This window comes from Brevibacillus fulvus, assembly GCF_016908525.1.
GTDB classification, from domain to species: domain Bacteria; phylum Bacillota; class Bacilli; order Brevibacillales; family Brevibacillaceae; genus Brevibacillus_G; species Brevibacillus_G fulvus.
In genome coordinates this window covers 87230-104566 of the sequence record NZ_JAFBEB010000007.1, presented here as the reverse complement: position 1 = coordinate 104566, position 17337 = coordinate 87230, and the positions used below count along the sequence as shown (strand labels likewise).

At 50.7% G+C, this 17337-nt stretch carries 17 protein-coding genes; 5 read left to right on the top strand and 12 right to left on the bottom strand.

Features of this window, described 5'->3' with window-relative positions; all coding sequences use genetic code 11:
- Window positions 1-21: 21 nt before the first annotated feature.
- Complete coding sequence (locus tag JOD01_RS11635) at window positions 22-1416, bottom strand: MATE family efflux transporter (RefSeq protein ID WP_204518499.1); 1395 nt, start codon at window positions 1414-1416, stop codon at window positions 22-24.
- Window positions 1417-1559: 143 nt separating this feature from the next.
- Between JOD01_RS11635 and JOD01_RS11630 the strand changes: the two genes are divergently transcribed.
- A complete protein-coding gene (locus tag JOD01_RS11630) occupies window positions 1560-3011 on the top strand; it encodes a L,D-transpeptidase family protein (RefSeq protein WP_204518498.1) in 1452 nt (483 codons plus the stop codon).
- A 67-nt stretch (window positions 3012-3078) separates the two neighbouring features.
- Complete coding sequence (locus JOD01_RS11625; RefSeq protein WP_204518497.1) at window positions 3079-3540, top strand: GNAT family N-acetyltransferase; 462 nt, start codon at window positions 3079-3081, stop codon at window positions 3538-3540.
- On the opposite strand, the gene JOD01_RS11620 is transcribed toward JOD01_RS11625, so the two are convergent.
- The 4 genes from JOD01_RS11620 to tkt all read right to left on the bottom strand — a co-directional run bounded on the left by JOD01_RS11620 (window position 3541) and on the right by tkt (window position 10071).
- Window positions 3541-4737 carry an aminotransferase-like domain-containing protein gene (locus JOD01_RS11620; protein WP_204518496.1) on the bottom strand — a complete coding sequence of 399 codons (1197 nt, stop codon included), beginning with the start codon at window positions 4735-4737 and terminating at the stop codon, window positions 3541-3543. It lies immediately after the preceding gene.
- A gap of 126 nt (window positions 4738-4863) precedes the next feature.
- Window positions 4864-5214: a hypothetical protein gene (locus tag JOD01_RS11615; RefSeq protein ID WP_204518495.1), complete on the bottom strand. Its 351-nt coding sequence runs from the start codon at window positions 5212-5214 to the stop codon at window positions 4864-4866.
- A 114-nt stretch (window positions 5215-5328) separates the two neighbouring features.
- Window positions 5329-7872, bottom strand: coding sequence for a transglycosylase domain-containing protein (locus JOD01_RS11610; RefSeq protein ID WP_204518494.1), 2544 nt, complete (start codon window positions 7870-7872; stop codon window positions 5329-5331).
- Window positions 7873-8061: 189 nt separating this feature from the next.
- Complete coding sequence (gene tkt, locus JOD01_RS11605) at window positions 8062-10071, bottom strand: transketolase (protein ID WP_204518493.1); 2010 nt, start codon at window positions 10069-10071, stop codon at window positions 8062-8064.
- Between the two features lie 134 nt (window positions 10072-10205).
- Between tkt and JOD01_RS11600 the strand changes: the two genes are divergently transcribed.
- The gene (locus JOD01_RS11600; RefSeq protein WP_204518492.1) at window positions 10206-10370 is read left to right on the top strand and encodes a hypothetical protein; all 165 of its coding nucleotides are present in this window, start codon (window positions 10206-10208) and stop codon (window positions 10368-10370) included.
- A 43-nt stretch (window positions 10371-10413) separates the two neighbouring features.
- Here the strand turns inward: JOD01_RS11600 and JOD01_RS11595 are convergent, their stop codons facing one another.
- The 7 genes from JOD01_RS11595 to JOD01_RS11565 form a co-directional block, all read right to left on the bottom strand.
- On the bottom strand, window positions 10414-10608 hold the full coding sequence (locus JOD01_RS11595) for a YqgQ family protein (RefSeq protein ID WP_204518491.1): 195 nt from the start codon (window positions 10606-10608) through the stop codon (window positions 10414-10416).
- A complete protein-coding gene (locus JOD01_RS11590; protein ID WP_239565406.1) occupies window positions 10605-11069 on the bottom strand; it encodes a hypothetical protein in 465 nt (154 codons plus the stop codon). The genes JOD01_RS11595 and JOD01_RS11590 overlap by 4 nt, the downstream gene beginning before the upstream one ends.
- 65 nt (window positions 11070-11134) lie before the next feature.
- On the bottom strand, window positions 11135-11896 hold the full coding sequence (locus tag JOD01_RS11585) for a protease complex subunit PrcB family protein (RefSeq protein ID WP_204518490.1): 762 nt from the start codon (window positions 11894-11896) through the stop codon (window positions 11135-11137).
- Between the two features lie 92 nt (window positions 11897-11988).
- Window positions 11989-13683, bottom strand: a complete 1695-nt coding sequence (locus JOD01_RS11580) for a methyl-accepting chemotaxis protein (RefSeq protein ID WP_204518489.1) — start codon at window positions 13681-13683, stop codon at window positions 11989-11991.
- A 215-nt stretch (window positions 13684-13898) separates the two neighbouring features.
- A complete protein-coding gene (locus JOD01_RS11575) occupies window positions 13899-14297 on the bottom strand; it encodes a hypothetical protein (protein ID WP_204518488.1) in 399 nt (132 codons plus the stop codon).
- 125 nt (window positions 14298-14422) lie between these two features.
- Window positions 14423-14845, bottom strand: coding sequence for a preQ(1) synthase (gene queF, locus JOD01_RS11570; protein ID WP_204518487.1), 423 nt, complete (start codon window positions 14843-14845; stop codon window positions 14423-14425).
- A 25-nt stretch (window positions 14846-14870) separates the two neighbouring features.
- Entirely contained in the window at window positions 14871-15518 is a 648-nt protein-coding gene (locus JOD01_RS11565; RefSeq protein ID WP_204518486.1) for a queuosine precursor transporter, read from the bottom strand.
- 275 nt (window positions 15519-15793) lie between these two features.
- Between JOD01_RS11565 and JOD01_RS11560 the strand changes: the two genes are divergently transcribed.
- Both JOD01_RS11560 and JOD01_RS11555 read left to right on the top strand, forming a co-directional pair.
- On the top strand, window positions 15794-16648 hold the full coding sequence (locus tag JOD01_RS11560) for an amino acid ABC transporter substrate-binding protein (RefSeq protein ID WP_204518485.1): 855 nt from the start codon (window positions 15794-15796) through the stop codon (window positions 16646-16648).
- Window positions 16635-17336, top strand: coding sequence for an ABC transporter permease subunit (locus tag JOD01_RS11555; RefSeq protein ID WP_204518484.1), 702 nt, complete (start codon window positions 16635-16637; stop codon window positions 17334-17336). Before JOD01_RS11560 ends, JOD01_RS11555 begins: the two co-directional genes overlap by 14 nt.
- The last annotated feature ends 1 nt before the right edge of the window (window position 17337 follow it).

Below are 17337 nucleotides of genomic sequence, written 5' to 3'. Positions count from 1 at the left end.
GGGCGAAGTTTTGCAGCGGCTTCATGCTTTGGCATTGGCATTGGCTTGCAGCGGCTTCACACTGGCAACGGCAGGTTCGATCATATACATCTGCTGCCATTTGCGGCCACGCCATCTCCAAAGCATTAGGATTCCCCGCAGCCACTCATCAAGCGTGAAGGCGATCCAGATGCCGATCAGCCCAAGCCCCGCCCAGATGCCTAACAGATAGGACAGCAAGCAGGAGACTCCCCACATTGACAAAATGCCCATATAAACGGGGAATCTGGCATCTCCTGCTGCCCGCAATGCCGAGATAACCACCAGATTGAACGTCCTCCCCGGTTCCAAAATCCACTGTATGAGAATCAAGCTGCTGCCCAAGGCAATAATCGCCGGGTTATCCGTAAAAATTCCCATTAGCGAAGTGCGGAAAAGAGCAATGATCCCGGCGACGACAAACGAACTGATAAAGGCGATTTTCAAACTCCGCAGACAGGTTCGGTAAGCGAGTTCCTTTTCATTAGCACCGACGAGATGACCAATCTGAATCTGCGTCGCTTGCCCGACCGAGAGTGCCAGCAAATAGGAATAATTCATAATGTTTTGCGTGTAAATTTTCGTGGTCAACGCTTCCGTTCCAAGGGTGGCAATAAAAGCGGTCACCACCAGTTGCGAAGCATTGTACATAATATTTTCTCCCGCTCCCGGCACACCGATATTCAAAATATTTTTCAAAATCGAACGGGGAAATTTGCGAAGAATGTGCACCGGCAAATAACAATCCAGCCGCCGATACAAAATGACGACCAGCACAACCATCGCCACCAAGCGGGCAAAGACAGTCGACATCGCGACTCCTTCCACACCGAGCACAGGCAGGCCCCAAGGAGCAAACAGAACGAGATAGTTGCCCAGGCCGTTGAGAATATTCATGCCAAAAGTGACAAACATGGCATCTCGCGTATAGCCGTACGCTCTGAGCATTGCTCCGGCTGTCATGGAGATCGCTTCAAACACGGACAAGCCCCCAACCAGATACAGGAAAGGCAGCGCATACGGGAGCAACTCGGCCGGCAAGCCCAGCAACAGCAGGATCTGCTTGCCAAACAAAAGCACCGCACCGCTCAACACCAGGCCAGAGACAATATTGACTGCAAGCGCGACCACCACCGCTTCCGCTGCCTTATCGCTTCGTTTGGCGCCCAAATATTGCGCAACAACGATGGCAGCTCCCATCTCGATCAAACTAAACACCAGCAGAATGACCGTCAAAAGCTGATTGGCCACGCCGACGGCAGCGACCGAATCATCGGAATAATGGGAAAGCATCATCGTATCAATATTTCCCATCAGCATCCGCAGCGACAACTCCACAAAAATCGGGATTGTCAACGTCAACAGGCGGAATCTTTTGTCTAACTGGAAATGTTCCATTTTCTCTTTTTTCCTCTTTCTCTCCCCACTTGATTGGGTCTTGTTTTCTTTTACTGCCCGAATTGGAATACTCCTATCCTGACGTTGCTATTCTAACACGTTTTCCAACCTTTTCCGATAAAAATAAAAAGGGGGATGACAAGGTGAAAAAAGCCGAATTTCTCCAATTGAAAATTACGTTTCTTTTGACCTATCCCGAGCAGAATGATCTGGCTTTTTACCGATCGTTTGTCAGGCAATACCCCAATGATCCGATCGGTTGGCTCTATTTGGGAAAGGAATGGGAGAAGGATGGCAAAGACGACCTCGCATTGAAGGCGTACCGCCAGGCGCTGCATGGCGAGGAATCCGAGTACTCCCTGGAAGCGCGGGAAGCGTATCAGCGGATGCTGCGGCAACGAAAACCGGCCAAACGGACGTCGACCGCTCAGCGCAGCAGCGCATTGCTTCTGCTGCTTTGCGCGCTGTCGCTCCTTTTTCCCCGTCCATTGGGGGAACCGGCCAAGCCGGCCGCCGACAGCGTTTCTTCCCTTGCCGCAACAGCAGCCAAGAGCGCTGTTCCTGTTCAGGCGCCGCAGCATGTGGAGGTCATCTCTGTACCGGGTCGGGCGTCAGCGGATACGCTCCGCAAACAGCTTCAACACTATTTGCAAACCAGACGTCCCGCGCTTTCCCAGCCGTTTACGATCCTGCTGGTCCCGGAAATAACGGGAGTGGAACCTTTTACGCCATTGCTATTTTATGCTCCCACACAAGTGAAGGCTGTTCTCCGATTTGACCCGCGAACCAACGCGTTTATCGCCCAGAAGTGGTTTCCGCAAAATTGCAATTGTGAACAGGACACTCAGGTTAAGCAGGCCAAACAAGCCTTGTCGCTGGAGCAGCAAACGTTGCAAAATGTCCTGATCCTGCGAAGCGCGCTGTACCACCACTATCAGCGCAATGGCAATCTGCCGCAACAGTTGCACAATTTGGCGCAAGCCTATCCAGCCAATGCCCTGCCAACGATTCCGGCCGCAGTCCAACCAACAGCCGGTCCGAAAGCTGACAGCTGGACTTACCAGCCCGACACCTTCGAGGCGGCACATGCTTGGCCAAGCCTGCAGCAAGTGCTTCCACTGCCGGGAGGGTATCCCGAGCCGGCTGTGCCGCTGCAACCGTTGCAAATCGTCGTTCATCAGGCAAATTTCTCGCTCAGCCTTGTCAGCGGCCAGCAGGTCGTGCGCCGGTATCCGATCGCCTTGGGCAAAGACCGGCTAACGCCCGATGGGTATTTTACCATTTTGCAAAAGGTAAGCCAGCCACGCGGCCCCAACAATGTTTATGGTACGCGCGGCCTCGTGTTTTCCAGCGCCGGTCACGCCATCCATGGGACCAACAATCCGCCGGCAATCGGAAAGGCGGTATCTTTGGGCTGTATTCGCTTGCGCAATGCCGATGTTGAAGAGCTGTACTCGTTCGTTTCACCAGGTACCGAAGTCATTATTACTTCTCAGAAATCACCTGTTTCCAACTGGACCAATGCCTCTCGTCAGGTGCTGCCCGCCGGAAAGGACGAAGAAACCCCCACTATCACTTACAAATGGCTGAATTAGTGACAGACCGGCGATCCGGTTCCAATAGCCAGGAGGCCTTTATTTATTCATCACAAGGAGAATGCCCATGATCCGCACACTTTCGCTCGAACAGGAACAGATAGCTCGCAAGGTTCTCGAAATCCAAAAGTTGGCTTACCGTGTGGAAGCAGAGCTGATCGGTTACGACGATTTGCCTCCTCTGCGCGATAATTTGCAATCCCTGCAGCAATGCGGCGAAACTTTTTACGGCTACTTTGTGGACGAACAATTGGCCGGAGTGATCTCTTGCAAACGGACGGAGCAACTGTTGGATATTCAGCGGTTGGTTGTCCATCCAGCGCATTTTCGCAAAGGCATTGCCCGGTCTTTGCTGGAACATCTGCTCCTGACCAATCGCTCGGCCGCGAAAGCGATCGTCTCCACAGGCGCGCGCAATCATCCCGCCCGCTCCTTGTACGAACAACACGGATTTTCGCTCACGGCCGAACGGGTAGTTGCTCCTGGCCTTTCGCTCGTTTTCTACGAAAAGCAGCTGGCGCAAAATTGATCAATCGGATTCGGCGATCGCCTTGGCCAGACGTGTTATGCCAAGGCGGATTTGCTCCAGATCGACATAGCTGAAAGACAGCCGCAACAACGATTTGCCGTCCGCAGGCTCCACAAAAAAGTATTTGCCGGGTACATAGGAAACCCCCAGCTGCAATGCCTTCGTCAACAACTCGCCGGTATCCGTTCCGGGAACGTCGATCCAGACAAAATAACCGCCTTCCGGTACCAGCCATCGGACCTGTTTGGGCATTGCTTGTTCCAAACACTCCAGCATCAGATCCCGTCTGGCCCGATACGCGTTTCGCAGCGTCTCCAAATGCAGGGGAAAATCAAGTTTTTCCAAATAGGCTGCCACTGTCGCCTGAACGAACGAGGCATTCAAGTCTTTTTTAAACCAGTCGAAGGCTTCGATCAATCTTTGCGGGGCGGCGATCCAACCGATCCGCACCCCCGGGGCGATCACCTTTGAATAAGAGCCGATATGGATTACCCGTCCGGCTGTATCGTGCGCTTTTAATGGCACCGGCGGCTCGGCAAAGGCAAGCTCTCCGTATGCATCATCTTCCACAATCAGAAAATCATACTCTGCGGCCAGTTGCAGCAATTGTTGGCGGCGTTCGGCCGACATGGTCGTCCCGGTTGGATTTTGGAATGAAGGGATCGTATAGACAAATTTGGGCATCGCCCGTCCCGCCTCCCGGTTTTTGTCCAATAGCTGCCGCAGCAGGTCGGTTTGTATGCCCTGCTCATCCACGGGAATGCCCGTAATCCGATCGGTGTAGTTTCGAAAGATCTCCAAAGCCTCCATATAGGTCGGACTTTCCACCAGTATCCAGTCTTCCTGGCCAAGCAGCGCGCGTCCAACCAGATCGATCGCTTGCGCTGCGCCAGACGTAATCATCAACTCCGCACCAGACAGCGAGATCCCCCTGAATCGCAGCCTGTCTTGTACCGACTGCCTTAGCCCCTCCATTCGTGGGCTGCCTAAATATTGCAGCGGCAAATCCTGTTCTTCGTCAATCAGCCGAACGACGGCTTCCTGCAGGCCCGCAAGCGGAACCAAATCAGGTGCCGGATAGCCGGCATTGAACCGAATGCAGTTTTCCGGAACGTCCGGTATCCAGGAACCAGGCGGCTCGTTTGTCAGCGCTTTGTTTACAGCCTGTGGAAAAAATCGATCATAGTGTAACGTCATCCGTCAACATCCTTTACCAATATGTTTCAAGTCAAAACTCCCTTGATGAAGGGAAGGCCCCTCCCAAAGTCAGCAGCGATACAAGAAAGGCGTACATCTTTTTACAAAGACGCACGCCCCAACTGGTTATTCTTCCATTTGACTCAATGTTTCCGACTGCCGGTTATCTTCTTCTGAATACCAGTGGTCCAATACTTTGCCTTGCAGCACTTTTTCGTTGATGAATCCAACCTGCCGGTCGCTAAAAGGAATGGTCCAGTCTATATGCAGGTCCGAAGCCAATCTGACCACCGTCAGCAACTCCGCCCAAGCAACATAGCGTTTGTACCAGAAAAATTGCGGTTGTTCATTCATATATGGGTACAAATCGTCAAACTCCGTATGCTTGCAATCGAGGGCACGTTCAAAAGAAACTTTGGCATGCAGTATTTTTTCCTGAAAAAAATCGTGAAGCTCGTTTGGCCCAAAGTCAGACATGGGTACCCCTCCTTACTGTTGTCAGAAAATACAGGAAGATTGTTAATATCGACTATTTTATCACGCAAGGCGTGTGATGAGAATAGTTAAAGCAAAGTGAAACAATGGAAAATGTTATGAATCGCGATTTCGTTTTCGCTCTTTTCCTGTAGATTCCTCAGTCGGAGGCGGCGGAAGCTCGATCTCTTGCTGTTCTTGCCCATCCTGCTGATCGTCGGACTGCATCTCCTCTTCCTCTGCATCATCGGAAGCGTCTCCCTGATCGCCGCTGTTATCCGGCATCTCTTCTTCTGTCTGTCCGTCTGTTCCTTGCTGTGACGGTTCATCGGTCCATGAGCCGTTCTGATCGGTAGTGTCGTCACCGCCATTCAGCTGGTCTTCCGGAAGTTGCCCGTCCTCTATGTTCTCATCATTGTGCTCTTTGGCGTCTTGCAGCAGTTTTTCCAATGTCGCCGTATTGATCGTCGCCACGTTTGAAGCTTCACCTTCCTGCCCGTCGGCGCCAATCTCGATCAAAATATATCTGTAGGGCAGTGCTCCTTCGACATGGTCCTGGTAAGAGACTCCCTGAATCCCGGCCGCAACCAGCTCTCGTTGCGCAGGATCGTCAACGTATCGATAGAGATTGTAGCTTTGTCCTTCCTGGCCGCCAATCCAGGACAGGACAACGGCCAGTTCTCCGTTATCGAGAATGGTCATATCTGCCGCCAACTGGAGTGCTTCTTCCTTCGGCTCCTCCGTTTTCTCCGGCTGACTGTCCTCTTCCTCAGGGGCGGCAAAGCCTGTTGATTTGACCCCTTTCAAGCCATCCCGCATGACAATCCCGAACACTTTGGCAGGGAAACTGCTTCCACCCTTCATGACATTTTCGCTGTCTTCTTTATCAAAGCCCATCCAGACAGCCCCAACATACTCCGGCGTATATCCAACAAACCAGACGTCTTTGTTGGCACTGCTGCTGTCGCTCACTTCCGATGTGGTCGATCCGGTTTTTCCGGCCAATGGGCGTCCGGCAATTTTCGCCGATTTCCCTGTACCGTCAGCAATTACATTGCGCAGCATCGAATGCATCTTCCAGGCCGTGCTCTCGGAGATTACCCGGGTCTGCTGGACATCCGCTGTCACGTTGTAGCCGATTTCCGGGTCCTCCAGACGGACGATCGCGTGCGCTTTGGACATAATCCCTTCATTGGCGAAAGCGGTATAGGCTTGCGCCATTTGCAGAGGGGATGTGCCGCTGTGCAATCCGCCCAGGGCAATCGCCAGGTTGCGGTCTTCCGGATCAAGCTTGATCCCGAACTTCTCTGCGTACAACAATCCCTTTTCAATACCGATTTGCTGCAGCAGCCAAACGGCCGGAATGTTTAACGATTGGGTGACCGCATCTTTCATCGAAACCGACTCGCTGTACTTTCCATTATAATTTCGCGGCTGGTATCCATTAAAACTTTGCCGTTTGTTGCTCAATCTCGAGGAAGCGGACCATTCGCCAGTCTCCAGAGCCGGTGCATACACCACCAGCGGTTTGAATGTGGAACCTGGCTGGCGACGCATATCTGTCGCCAGGTTATACCCTTTCGGCTGATAGTTGCGTCCGCCCATCATCGCGGCCAGTCCGCCTGTTTTCGGATCAACCACGACCATGCTCGCTTCGACTTTTTTCGTTTTGCCGTCAGCCGGGAAGTTTGCAGGATCGTTAAAAGCGTTTACCATCGCATCCTGAACCTTTTTATCAAATGCGGTGTAGATATGCCAACCGCCCCTGTATAATGTTTCTTCATCAATCTGGTACTGACTTTTCGCTTCGTCGATGACATAGTCAATGTACGCCTGGTAGTTCTGATCGATACCCGGGTCATCGGCAGTCTTCGTCCGAACCGGCAACGGCTCATTTTGCGCCGCTTCCTTCTGTTGCTTGGTGATGTAATTCTGTTCATTCATCAGTCTGAGAATCGTATCCCGCCGTTCCTTCGCCCTGTCCGGATCGTTAAACGGAGAATAATAAGAAGGCGCCTTTGGAATCGCCGCCAGCATGGCTGCTTCCGCATAATCCAAATCTTTTACATCTTTGTGAAAGTAAAATTGAGCTGCAGCACCAACCCCGGCAATCCCGTGGCCGAGATAAACCTGGTTGAGATACATCTCCATAATCTGTTCTTTGGTGAAATTGTTTTCCAGACTAATGGCGATGCTTACCTCTTTTGTTTTGCGCCAGAACGTTTTTTCCTGGGAAAGGAACACGTTTTTCGCCAATTGCTGCGTAATCGTACTGCCGCCCTCCACAGCTGCACCCGCCTGAATATCTTTCAAAATCGCTCCCGCAATCCGAACAATGTCGACACCGTTATGTTCAAAAAATCGCTTGTCTTCTACGGACACGAATGCATTTATGACATGTTTGGGAATTTCCGTATACGATACATATTTCCGTTCTTCTTTTATATATAGGTTTCCGATTGGATTGCCATCTTTGTCATACACGATCGACGGTTCTGTCTTGATTTGTTCCAGTTTGCTCAGATCGATCATTTGTCCGCCGGCATATAGCAATGCATAATAACCACCAACGACACTTACCAATAAAAATACACAAAATGGGATGATAAGCATCAGCCACGGCATTTTTTTCTTGACTGATTTCTTTTTGGCCTTTGCCATGATTTAACCTCCTGGTTTCTATCCTCTTCCCCCATAATTATTAGACGACAGATCCCTTTAAAAAGTTGCTCGCCATCGCTGAGTTCCCTCTTTGTCCGCGTTTACATGCCCGAATTGTCCACAAGCGGCGCAGCACAGGAAAAAGCCTACTCCTGTCAGGAATAGGCTTTTTCAGCAATTAACGCATGATTACTGGATCAGCTTCTCCGCTTCTGTTACGACACGGTCAACGGTAAAGCCGTATTCGGCCATGATTTTTTCCCCTGGCGCCGAAGCCCCAAACTGGTTAATCGCCAACACTTTTCCGTTGTCACCCGCATACCGTTCCCAGCCGAGCGGAGACGCCATTTCTACCGCCAGCCGCGCTTTGACCGTCGACGGAATGACCGACTCGCGATATTCCTTGCTTTGCCGCTCAAACAGCTCCCAGCTCGGCATGCTGACGACGCGTGCGGTAATGCCGCGGGATTTCAGCACTTCGCGAGCCTGCATGCAGAGAGACACTTCTGAACCGCTCGCCAACAAAATCAGCTGCGGCTGTCCATTTTCGGCATCAGCCAGCACGTAGGCCCCTTTTTCCAGTCCTTCCGCTGCTTTTGCCTGAGTCTCGGCCATTACCGGCAAGTTTTGGCGGGTCAGGACCAACACAACCGGTTCATCTTTCCGCGAAATGGCATAGCGCCATGCATAGTTGGTTTCGATTGCGTCTGCCGGGCGCAACACCGTCAAATGCGGCACTGCCCGCAAGGAAGCCAATTGTTCGACCGGTTCGTGGGTCGGACCATCTTCCCCAACCGCAATCGAATCATGGGTAAAGACATAAATCACTGGCTGCTTCATCAATGCCGACAGGCGGATCGCCGGACGCAAGTAGTCGGAGAAAACAAAGAAGGTTCCACCGAATACTTTCAACCCGCCATGCAGCGCCATACCGTTCAGCGCTGCTCCCATCGCAAACTCTCTGACGCCAAACCAGATATTGCGGCCTTCATAGCTGCCCGGCAGCAAATCGCCAGCGCCTTTGATCAGCGTATTGTTGGAGTGGGCCAGGTCAGCTGAACCGCCGATCAGGTAAGGGACTTTCTTGGCCAAACCGTTGATCGCATTGCCGGAAGCCGCCCTTGTTGCCAGTTTGCTGCCTACCTCGTAAACAGGCAGTTCCTGATCCCAATCCGCAGGCAATTCCCCTTTGATACTGCTTTGGAATTGCGCGGCCAGTTCTGGGTAGGCTTTGGCGTACTGTTCAAACATCTGTTGCCATTCTGCCTCCCGCTTCGCCCCGGCTTCCGCCAGCTGATCGTAAAACGCGGTCACTTCTTGCGGAACGTGGAATTCCGCTTCCGGATTCCATCCGTAATTTTCTTTGACCAGCTTCACTTCATCTTTACCCAGCGGCGCTCCGTGGGCAGCATTGCTTCCCCCTTTGTTTGGGGAACCATAACCGATCGTTGTTTTAACTTCGATCAGGGTAGGATGTTCCAGATCGGCACGCGCTTGTTTCAATGCAGCATCGATCGCTTCCAGATCGTTTCCGTCCTCTACTCGCAAATATTGCCAACCGTATGCTTGATAGCGCTGGGCCACATTTTCCGAGAAGGAGCGATTTAATTCACCGTCAAGCGAGATGTCGTTTGAATCATAAAGAACGATCATTTTCCCCAACTTCAGATGTGCCGCGAGAGAGGAAGCTTCACCGGAAACACCTTCCATCAGGTCGCCATCGCCACAAATCACATAGGTATAATGATCAATGATCGGGAATTGTTCCCGATTGTATGTAGCCGCCAGATGCCGTTCCGCCATCGCCATACCTACCGCCATCGCAATCCCTTGTCCGAGCGGTCCGGTTGTCGCATCGACACCTGGAGTATGCCCAAACTCTGGATGGCCAGGAGTGCGGCTGCCCCATTGTCGGAAATTGTATAAATCTTCTAGTGAAACATCATATTTCATAAGGTGCAACATGGCGTATAATAGCATTGAGCCATGTCCAGCCGAGAGGACAAACCGGTCGCGGTCAATCCACTGCGGATTTTGCGGATTCACTTTCATAAAGCGGCTCCATAATACATGGGCCATCGGCGCCGCTCCCATCGGCATCCCCGGATGTCCGGAATTGGCTTTTTCAATTGCGTCAATGGCAAGCGTACGAATGGTATTAATCGCGAGTTGATCTGGTGTTGTATGAGCTGTCGTCATTCAAACATTTCCTCCCTGCGAATTATTGGCAGTGTGATTATACCATAGTTTTGCAAAGATCGGCAGTAAACGATTCAGCGAAACAGTTTTCGCTTCATTTTTTCACTATCTTGCTTCGGGAACAGGAGGTTATCGTGAACTATTTTTATTTAACCATCGGGATTCTTTGCGCCGTAGCTGGCTTGGGAATCTTAGTCTATTTGATGATCCCACCCGCTAGTTTGCGCGCAAAACAACTGTATAATCGGCAAAATCCGTTTAACGACCAGGGCGAAACCTATGAACAGGAAACAAAGTAGGAACGGGATGTTGCGAGCAGACGGCTGTCCAGCATAGCCGTCTTTATGTGCGGTACCGTTTCCGAACAGCGACGATCGCCTGCAAAAATTCTTCCTCGTCGATTAACCCCGCTTGCCGCAATTCCTTGATCTCATCCTCGATCAGCAATGCATCTCCTTCAGGATCACCGGTATAGATAAAAATACCGAATCGGGCCAAAAACTGCTGCAAATTAAATTCGGCATCAGGACGTTTCAAGCGTCTCCCCCCAAATCCGCTTCCATCTGATCCAAAACCTGCTCGTAGTTAAACTCTACGGCAAACCCGGTGATCACGATGATCTTCGCCTGGGGAAAGGCTTGTTGCCATTCTTGTTCCTCTGTTTCCCGCAATCCGACGATATATAGCGGATACGTGGACAAAACCGGGTCCGCTTGCAGCCGTTGCAAAAACTCTCGGCATTTTTCCTGTTGGTGGGCGGCATTCAGCACGATTACCGCCCGTTTCACCTCATCGGAACGTTGCTGTTCTTGCAGCAACTGAAATGTTTTGCTCGTTGGCACCAGCGCATTTATTTCCGGAAAGCGGTCGAGAATTTCGTCCAGCCAGTCATCTTCTTCCCAGGCAAGGTAATAAAGAAAATTTTTCGCCAAAACAAACACCTCTTCTTGGGCAAATCGTTCACCAGCTTGCCCATATTTTACCTCAAGATTCCCCATTATAGCATGAATCTGCCCTCCTCATGCAAAAAAGCCACAGGCGGACACCCGTGGCAAATCATTGGCTAGGAAAAGAGCGGTTTCCCCGTGTCGGCATCAAGAAACGTCACCGTCTTATAGCGGGACAGTTCAATGTTTGCCGCCAAATACGGATAAACGATCATCTGCGGGTACATTTTGCCCGGTTCCGGTTTCGTCAGCTGTACATAAACCAACAACTGCTCCCCTTTTTCCTCCGCTTTGGCAAACCGCAGGCCATATCCCGGATTGGGCGATTGTCCGCGGGCAATCACATAGAAATTTCCTTGGTGATAAATCCCTTGCTCTTTTTTCACGCCTTCCGCAAACGTTCGCTCCTCGTCTGTCAACTGCTCGGGCTGCTTTAGCATGAACGAATCGACACCTTTCTTTTCGGCGATTTCAATCAGTTGCGATTGCGGATTCCAGCTGACCGTATGCTCCGTTTCTTCCATCACAACCCGCAATGGCAGGTAGACCGTTGCCTCCCGACGAACCGCTCCCTGATCGACCGAAGTCCATTTTTCCCCTGTTGAAAATTGATTGAGTCCCGGTTTGAACGTAATCGTTTGGTTGGCCACCACCAAGGAGACCTGTCCGTTCGGCCCGTTCTTGATCCGCCCTTGCATGAGAGCAGCCACATCCTCCGCCGCCAACAAGGTGCGGCCGTTCAGCAGCAGCTGCTCCTCCTGCAATTCCTTGATTTGTCCATTCATTTTAATGGCGGTTCCTGCGGCATCCCCATGGGCAGGATACACGGCCAGAAGCTGCAGTCCGGCTACGATGCTTAACCACTTTGCAAGTTTCATGTTGACAAAGCTCCCTTCCGCTTGTGTTTCCATCCTTACCATGTTGGACTGGGATGCCATCGTTTTTGTTTCATCAAAACTGCAGACCGGCGTTACAGTTTAAATTTCCGGAACAGCTCGCTCAGTTCTTGCGCCATCTGACTAAGCGAATCGGCCGTTGCGGCAATATCTTTAATCGTTTCAAGCTGTTCGTCTGTCGCCGCAGCCACCTGGTTGGCTTTCACGGAAGCTTGCGAAGCGATCTCCGTCATGGAGTCGACAGAAACCGCCACCTGTTCCGAACCGGAAGACATTTGCTGAGCGGCGGCCGCCAATTGCTGGATTTGCGCGGATACTTGCCGGGCTGCCTGCAAGATGCCGGAAAAAGCAACCCCTGCTTCCCGCATCACATCGATTCCTTCCCCTACCTGATGTGTGCCCACTTCCATCGTTTGCGATACCTTGGCAGTTTCCTCCTGAATCGATTCGATCAAGGCCGCGATCTGGCCAGCCGATTCCTGCGACTGTTCCGCAAGTTTGCGTACTTCGTCGGCGACCACCGAAAAACCGCGGCCGTGTTCACCGGCACGCGCCGCTTCAATCGCTGCATTCAGCGCCAATAAGTTGGTCTGAGCGGCAATCGAGTTGATTACTTCGACGATGTTGCCAATTTGCGCCGATCGTTCTCCCAGGCCTTTCACCAGTTTTTCCATGTCTTGCACCGTATCGTGAATCGACTCGATTTGCTTCACGGCCCGTTGAATCGATTCGCTTCCGCGTTCCGCTTCTTTTTCCGTCTGTTCGGAAGCCTGCGAGACAATCGTGGAACTTTCCGTCACATGCTGGATGCCGCCACTTAAGTCGCGAATCGAGATTGCCCCGGCTTTGGCTCCTTCCGCTTGCATTTCCGCGCCGCTGGCCAATTCATGGGCCGTTTCGGCGATTTGATTGGTCGTTTGCACCGTTTGCTCAATGCTGGCGGACAGCTGGTGCGAAGAAGCTGCTACTTGCTGTGTCGACAAATCGACGTTTCGAATCAGTTCCCGCAAATTGTCCACCATTCGGTTGATCGACATGGCCAAAATGCCAAACTCGTTTTTGGAGGTAACCGGCAGCTTGTCCACACGCAGATCTCCCTCGGCAACCCGGTTCGCTACCTGTGTCACCTGATCCAGCGGTTTGACTACTTTGCGGTAAATGAAATAGAACGTGATCAATGTCGCGATAATCAGCAAAATATTGATCACTTGGCCAATGGTTTCGACCAACTCGAATCTTTGCACGGCTGCATCGACTTCCCGCTGCACGCGTTGATTCAGTGTGTCCTGAAACTGTTCGGCGGGTTGCATGACCGTTTCCAGTTTTCCTTCATAACTGCTGCCAAACAGCAACAGCTGTGCCTTGTCAAAGTTGCTCTCCTTTACCGCCGCGAACGCTTCCTCGCTATCCTGCACCAAACCGTCGGACAGTTCGATCGTCTCTTTGATCAAAGCCAGTTCGGCCTCCGGGGCATGCATCTGCGTAAACTGCTCGAGAACTTTTTCGCGTGTCTTCGTTTCGTTCAGCTCGCGGACGAAGTTGTCATAATGTTCCGTTTCCCCGAATATACTGTATTTTCGCGCTTCGTCAACCATGTATTGAATGGATTGAGTCAGTTGAAGGGCCAGGTTCTTCATTTCTGTCTGATTGCTGATCGTATTGCGCTGCTGTTCAAAACTAAAGCGAAGCATAAATAAAGAAGTAATACTGATGATGGATAGAATGATGACGATACCGCTCATGATGCGAATCAGGTTGGTTAGTTTCATTTCGGTCACTGCCTTTCAACGTTAACAGATTAGCAAAAACGGTAGAATTTTACATATATATTACTTTTTACGACCATTTGTTTCAATTATAAAGTGGAAATAAAAAAATATACAGAAAAATCTTGGAACTTTTACAATTTGCTATCCGCAAGACCAAAAAAGCGAGCATCGACAGACAAGCCTGATCGATTCCCGCTCCGCAATCCCTACCTTTTTTATTCCGTGATTTCAATCCATTGCAATCCTTCGTATGACTTCATTTCCAATGAACGCAGCAAATCGCCGCAAACCGGAATGACCGCATCCAAAGCAAGGCACCATTCCGCCGGAAACGGCGTTTCGTTTCCTTCGATCGTTAACGTATTCATCAATCCGTTGGCTTCCCCTCTGGCCAAAATGAAATGCTGCAGCATCGGTTCATACTCTTTCCATTGCAGCAGTACCTTGCCATTGTTTCCGCCCGCCACCACCAGATCAACATGGTCGCCAAAAGCGGCGTGAACCAATGTATGCGTCGTGCCATTGAGCTGGGCGATCTCTTTGAGAACCTCATGCCATGCCGTATGATTTGTCTCCGTCCCCGTGGCATCGGTATACATTCGCCAATCGTTCATCTTGTTTAACCCCTTTCCCGCCTGTTGGGAAGTTTTTATTACGATAAGGAAGAAAACCCGCCTGGTTGGTAGCTTTCGCTGCACCCAGCGGGTTCTCGGCGGTATTGCCAAACTTATGCTTTATTTTACGCTTGTTCGCGGGTATACTCAACTACCACTTCTGTACCCAGGCCACCCCGCGCGTTCCAAGTCGCTTCGATTCGCATATATAACGGATCGCAGCAGGCGACCAGATCATTGAGAATGCGGTTGGTCGCATGTTCCTGATAAATGCCGACATTGCGATAGGAGGTCAGATAGTACTTGAGCGATTTCATTTCGATCAGCTTTTCGTTCGGAATCAAATAAATTTTTAAATCAGCGAAATCCGGCAAACCGGACCACGGACAAACAGAGGTAAATTCATTTGTCGGCATCATGATCTCCGTCCGTTTTCCTGCATACTCGTAAGGGATCGTTTCCAAAATATCGACCATAATGGCCGATTCGTCCTGAATATCAAAGCGAATGCCGTGATATTTGTCGTGATTGTGTTCAACTTTTGCCATTGTTCTCATCCTTTCATCGATTGGGTCAGGCTTGCGGCGTGGCCGCTGTTTGTTTCATCCGCTTCACCAACATGTAAGAAAGCGGTGTATCAATCATGGCGATCGCGGTTTTCACCAAGTATTGGAACAAAATCATCTGCAACAGCGCCGAAGTCGGCATGGTTGCCGCAAATGCAACAACAATAAAGATGGCGGTATCGAGAAGCTGACTGATCAAAGTCGACACGTTTTTTCTCAGCCAAAACTTGCCTTCACCCGTTCGCTTCTTGATGGCGTGAAACAATTTGACATCGACCATTTGGGCAACAAAATAAGAAAGCAAACTGGCAATAACTGTTCGCAACGAAGACGACATAATCGTTTCGTAAGCTTCCTGATTGGGCCAAACGGCGGCAGCCGGCAGGTGAATGGTCGCCTGAACAAACAAAAGCATCAGGAGATTGGCACAAAATCCGGCGTAAACGACCTGTTTTGCCCGTTTTTCTCCATACAATTCACTGATGGCATCTGTCAATAAATAAGTAAACGGATAACCGATCACCGCCGCGGGCAGAAGCATCCCCCACAGGTCGATCACCTTGGCCGAGACGATATTGGCGACGACCAGCAACGTCACAAATAAAGTCGTTAAATAGAGGAAGCGATTCTCTTGCCACTTGTTTTGTTCACTCACGCTTTTTCCTCGCTTTCTGCATGGCTTGATACGCAATAAAAAAACCACTCTTCAACAAGCGGAGAGTGGCATACGCAATCAAACAATGATCGTTCCTCTCCCCTAGTTTTGTTTATCGAGAGGCGGGGTTCTCGAACTCTCGTATCAAATTGACCAGATAATAATACCAGACCCCTGCAGTTTTGAGAAGGGGAAGTTTTTTATCCTGTTGACAAATAATAAAAGGGAGGATACATTGGAGTTCGTCAAATCATATCGGTTTTGGAGGAATTAAGATGAAAAAACTCGTCTCACTCGCTTTTCTGTCCTTGTTACTGCTTGCTTTGGCTGGTTGCGGAACCGCCAACAATTCTGGCCAGTCCGCCGCCCCTTCAGATAATAACAACAACGCAGCGGCACCGGCCGACAACCAAGCGTCTGGTTCGCAAAATTTGCTGGAGCAAATCAAAGCAGCCGGGAAAATCAACATCGGTACGGAAGGCACTTACGCTCCGTTTACCTTCCATGATCAATCCGGCAAACTGACCGGTTACGATGTTGATGTTGTGACCGAGGCCGCGAAACGGATTGGCGTGGAACCTGTCTTTATGGAAACCCAATGGGACGCGATGTTCGCAGGTCTCGATTCCAAACGGTTTGACGTGATTGCCAACCAGGTGGGAATTCGTCCGGATCGTCAGGAGAAATACGATTTTTCTAACCCGTACACTGTGTCCTCTGCCGTTTTGGCCGTTCACAAAGACAATAACACGGTAAAAGATTTTGCCGATATTAAAGGATTAAAAGCAGGTCAAACCTTGACCAGCAACTTGACCGATATTGCCAGAAAATACGGTGCCGAAATTGTCGGTGTGGAAGGCTTCAACCAGGCCGTTGATTTGCTTGCTTCCAAACGGGTGGATGTTACCATTAACGACGGCTTGTCCGTACTCGACCTGCTGCATCAAAAACCGGACACCCCGATTAAAATTGTAGCGAAAGCCCCGGATGCCGCCCAAAACGCGTTTGTATTCCGCAAAGGAAACCAAGAGCTCGTTGATGCGTTCAACAAAGCGTTGGACGAGATGAGAGCCGACGGAACGCTGTTAAAAATTTCTCAGAAATGGTTTGGTGCTGATGTTACTCAATAATTTGTTTGATGACCCTGCCCGCGCCGACAGGCTGATCAGCATAGCGCAAAGCTCCTTTCTCCCTTTGGTGAAAGGAGCCTTGACATATACATTGAGTCTTACGCTGATTTCCTTTTTCTTTGGCTTGATCCTGGCGATTTTGATCGCTTTGGCACGAATTTCCCGCGTTCAACCGCTGGACTGGATCGCCCGCTTATATGTGTCGGTGATCCGCGGCACCCCGTTGCTCGTGCAATTATTTGTGATCTTCTATGGTTTGCCCAGCATCGGCGTTACGATCGATCCCTTTCCCTCGGCCGTCATTGGCTTCTCGCTCAACGTGGGGGGCTATGCTTCCGAGATCGTCCGCGCAGCCATCTTGTCGATCCCGAAAGGTCAATGGGAAGCGGCTTCCTCAATTGGAATGTCCTATCGCCAGGCTTTGCAGCGGATCATTTTGCCGCAGGCCGCCCGAGTCTCCATTCCGCCGCTGTCCAATTCCTTTATCAGTTTGATCAAAGATACTTCTTTGGCTGCTGCCATTCTGGTTTCCGAAATGTTTCGGAAAGCCCAGGAAATTGCCGCTGCTACTTATGAACCGTTGCTCGTTTACATCGAGGCGGCGTTGATTTATTGGGTCATCTGTTTGGTTCTCTCGTTCATACAAGATCGTCTGGAAAGCAGACTCGATCGCTATGTCGCAAAGTAGG

What these genes read in the sequence shown, in the direction of transcription:
- JOD01_RS11575 (WP_204518488.1), bottom strand. Translation starts at nt 14,297, where the DNA reads ATGAACGATTGGCGAATGTATACCGATGCCACGGGGACGGAGACAAAT.
- JOD01_RS11555 (WP_204518484.1), top strand. Translation starts at nt 16,635, where the DNA reads ATGTTACTCAATAATTTGTTTGATGACCCTGCCCGCGCCGACAGGCTG.
- JOD01_RS11625 (WP_204518497.1), top strand. Translation starts at nt 3,079, where the DNA reads ATGATCCGCACACTTTCGCTCGAACAGGAACAGATAGCTCGCAAGGTT.
- JOD01_RS11610 (WP_204518494.1), bottom strand. Translation starts at nt 7,872, where the DNA reads ATGGCAAAGGCCAAAAAGAAATCAGTCAAGAAAAAAATGCCGTGGCTG.
- JOD01_RS11585 (WP_204518490.1), bottom strand. Translation starts at nt 11,896, where the DNA reads ATGAAACTTGCAAAGTGGTTAAGCATCGTAGCCGGACTGCAGCTTCTG.
- JOD01_RS11580 (WP_204518489.1), bottom strand. Translation starts at nt 13,683, where the DNA reads ATGAAACTAACCAACCTGATTCGCATCATGAGCGGTATCGTCATCATT.
- JOD01_RS11560 (WP_204518485.1), top strand. Translation starts at nt 15,794, where the DNA reads ATGAAAAAACTCGTCTCACTCGCTTTTCTGTCCTTGTTACTGCTTGCT.
- JOD01_RS11590 (WP_239565406.1), bottom strand. Translation starts at nt 11,069, where the DNA reads ATGGGGAATCTTGAGGTAAAATATGGGCAAGCTGGTGAACGATTTGCC.
- JOD01_RS11620 (WP_204518496.1), bottom strand. Translation starts at nt 4,737, where the DNA reads ATGACGTTACACTATGATCGATTTTTTCCACAGGCTGTAAACAAAGCG.
- JOD01_RS11635 (WP_204518499.1), bottom strand. Translation starts at nt 1,416, where the DNA reads ATGGAACATTTCCAGTTAGACAAAAGATTCCGCCTGTTGACGTTGACA.
- tkt (WP_204518493.1), bottom strand. Translation starts at nt 10,071, where the DNA reads ATGACGACAGCTCATACAACACCAGATCAACTCGCGATTAATACCATT.
- queF (WP_204518487.1), bottom strand. Translation starts at nt 14,845, where the DNA reads ATGGCAAAAGTTGAACACAATCACGACAAATATCACGGCATTCGCTTT.
- JOD01_RS11615 (WP_204518495.1), bottom strand. Translation starts at nt 5,214, where the DNA reads ATGTCTGACTTTGGGCCAAACGAGCTTCACGATTTTTTTCAGGAAAAA.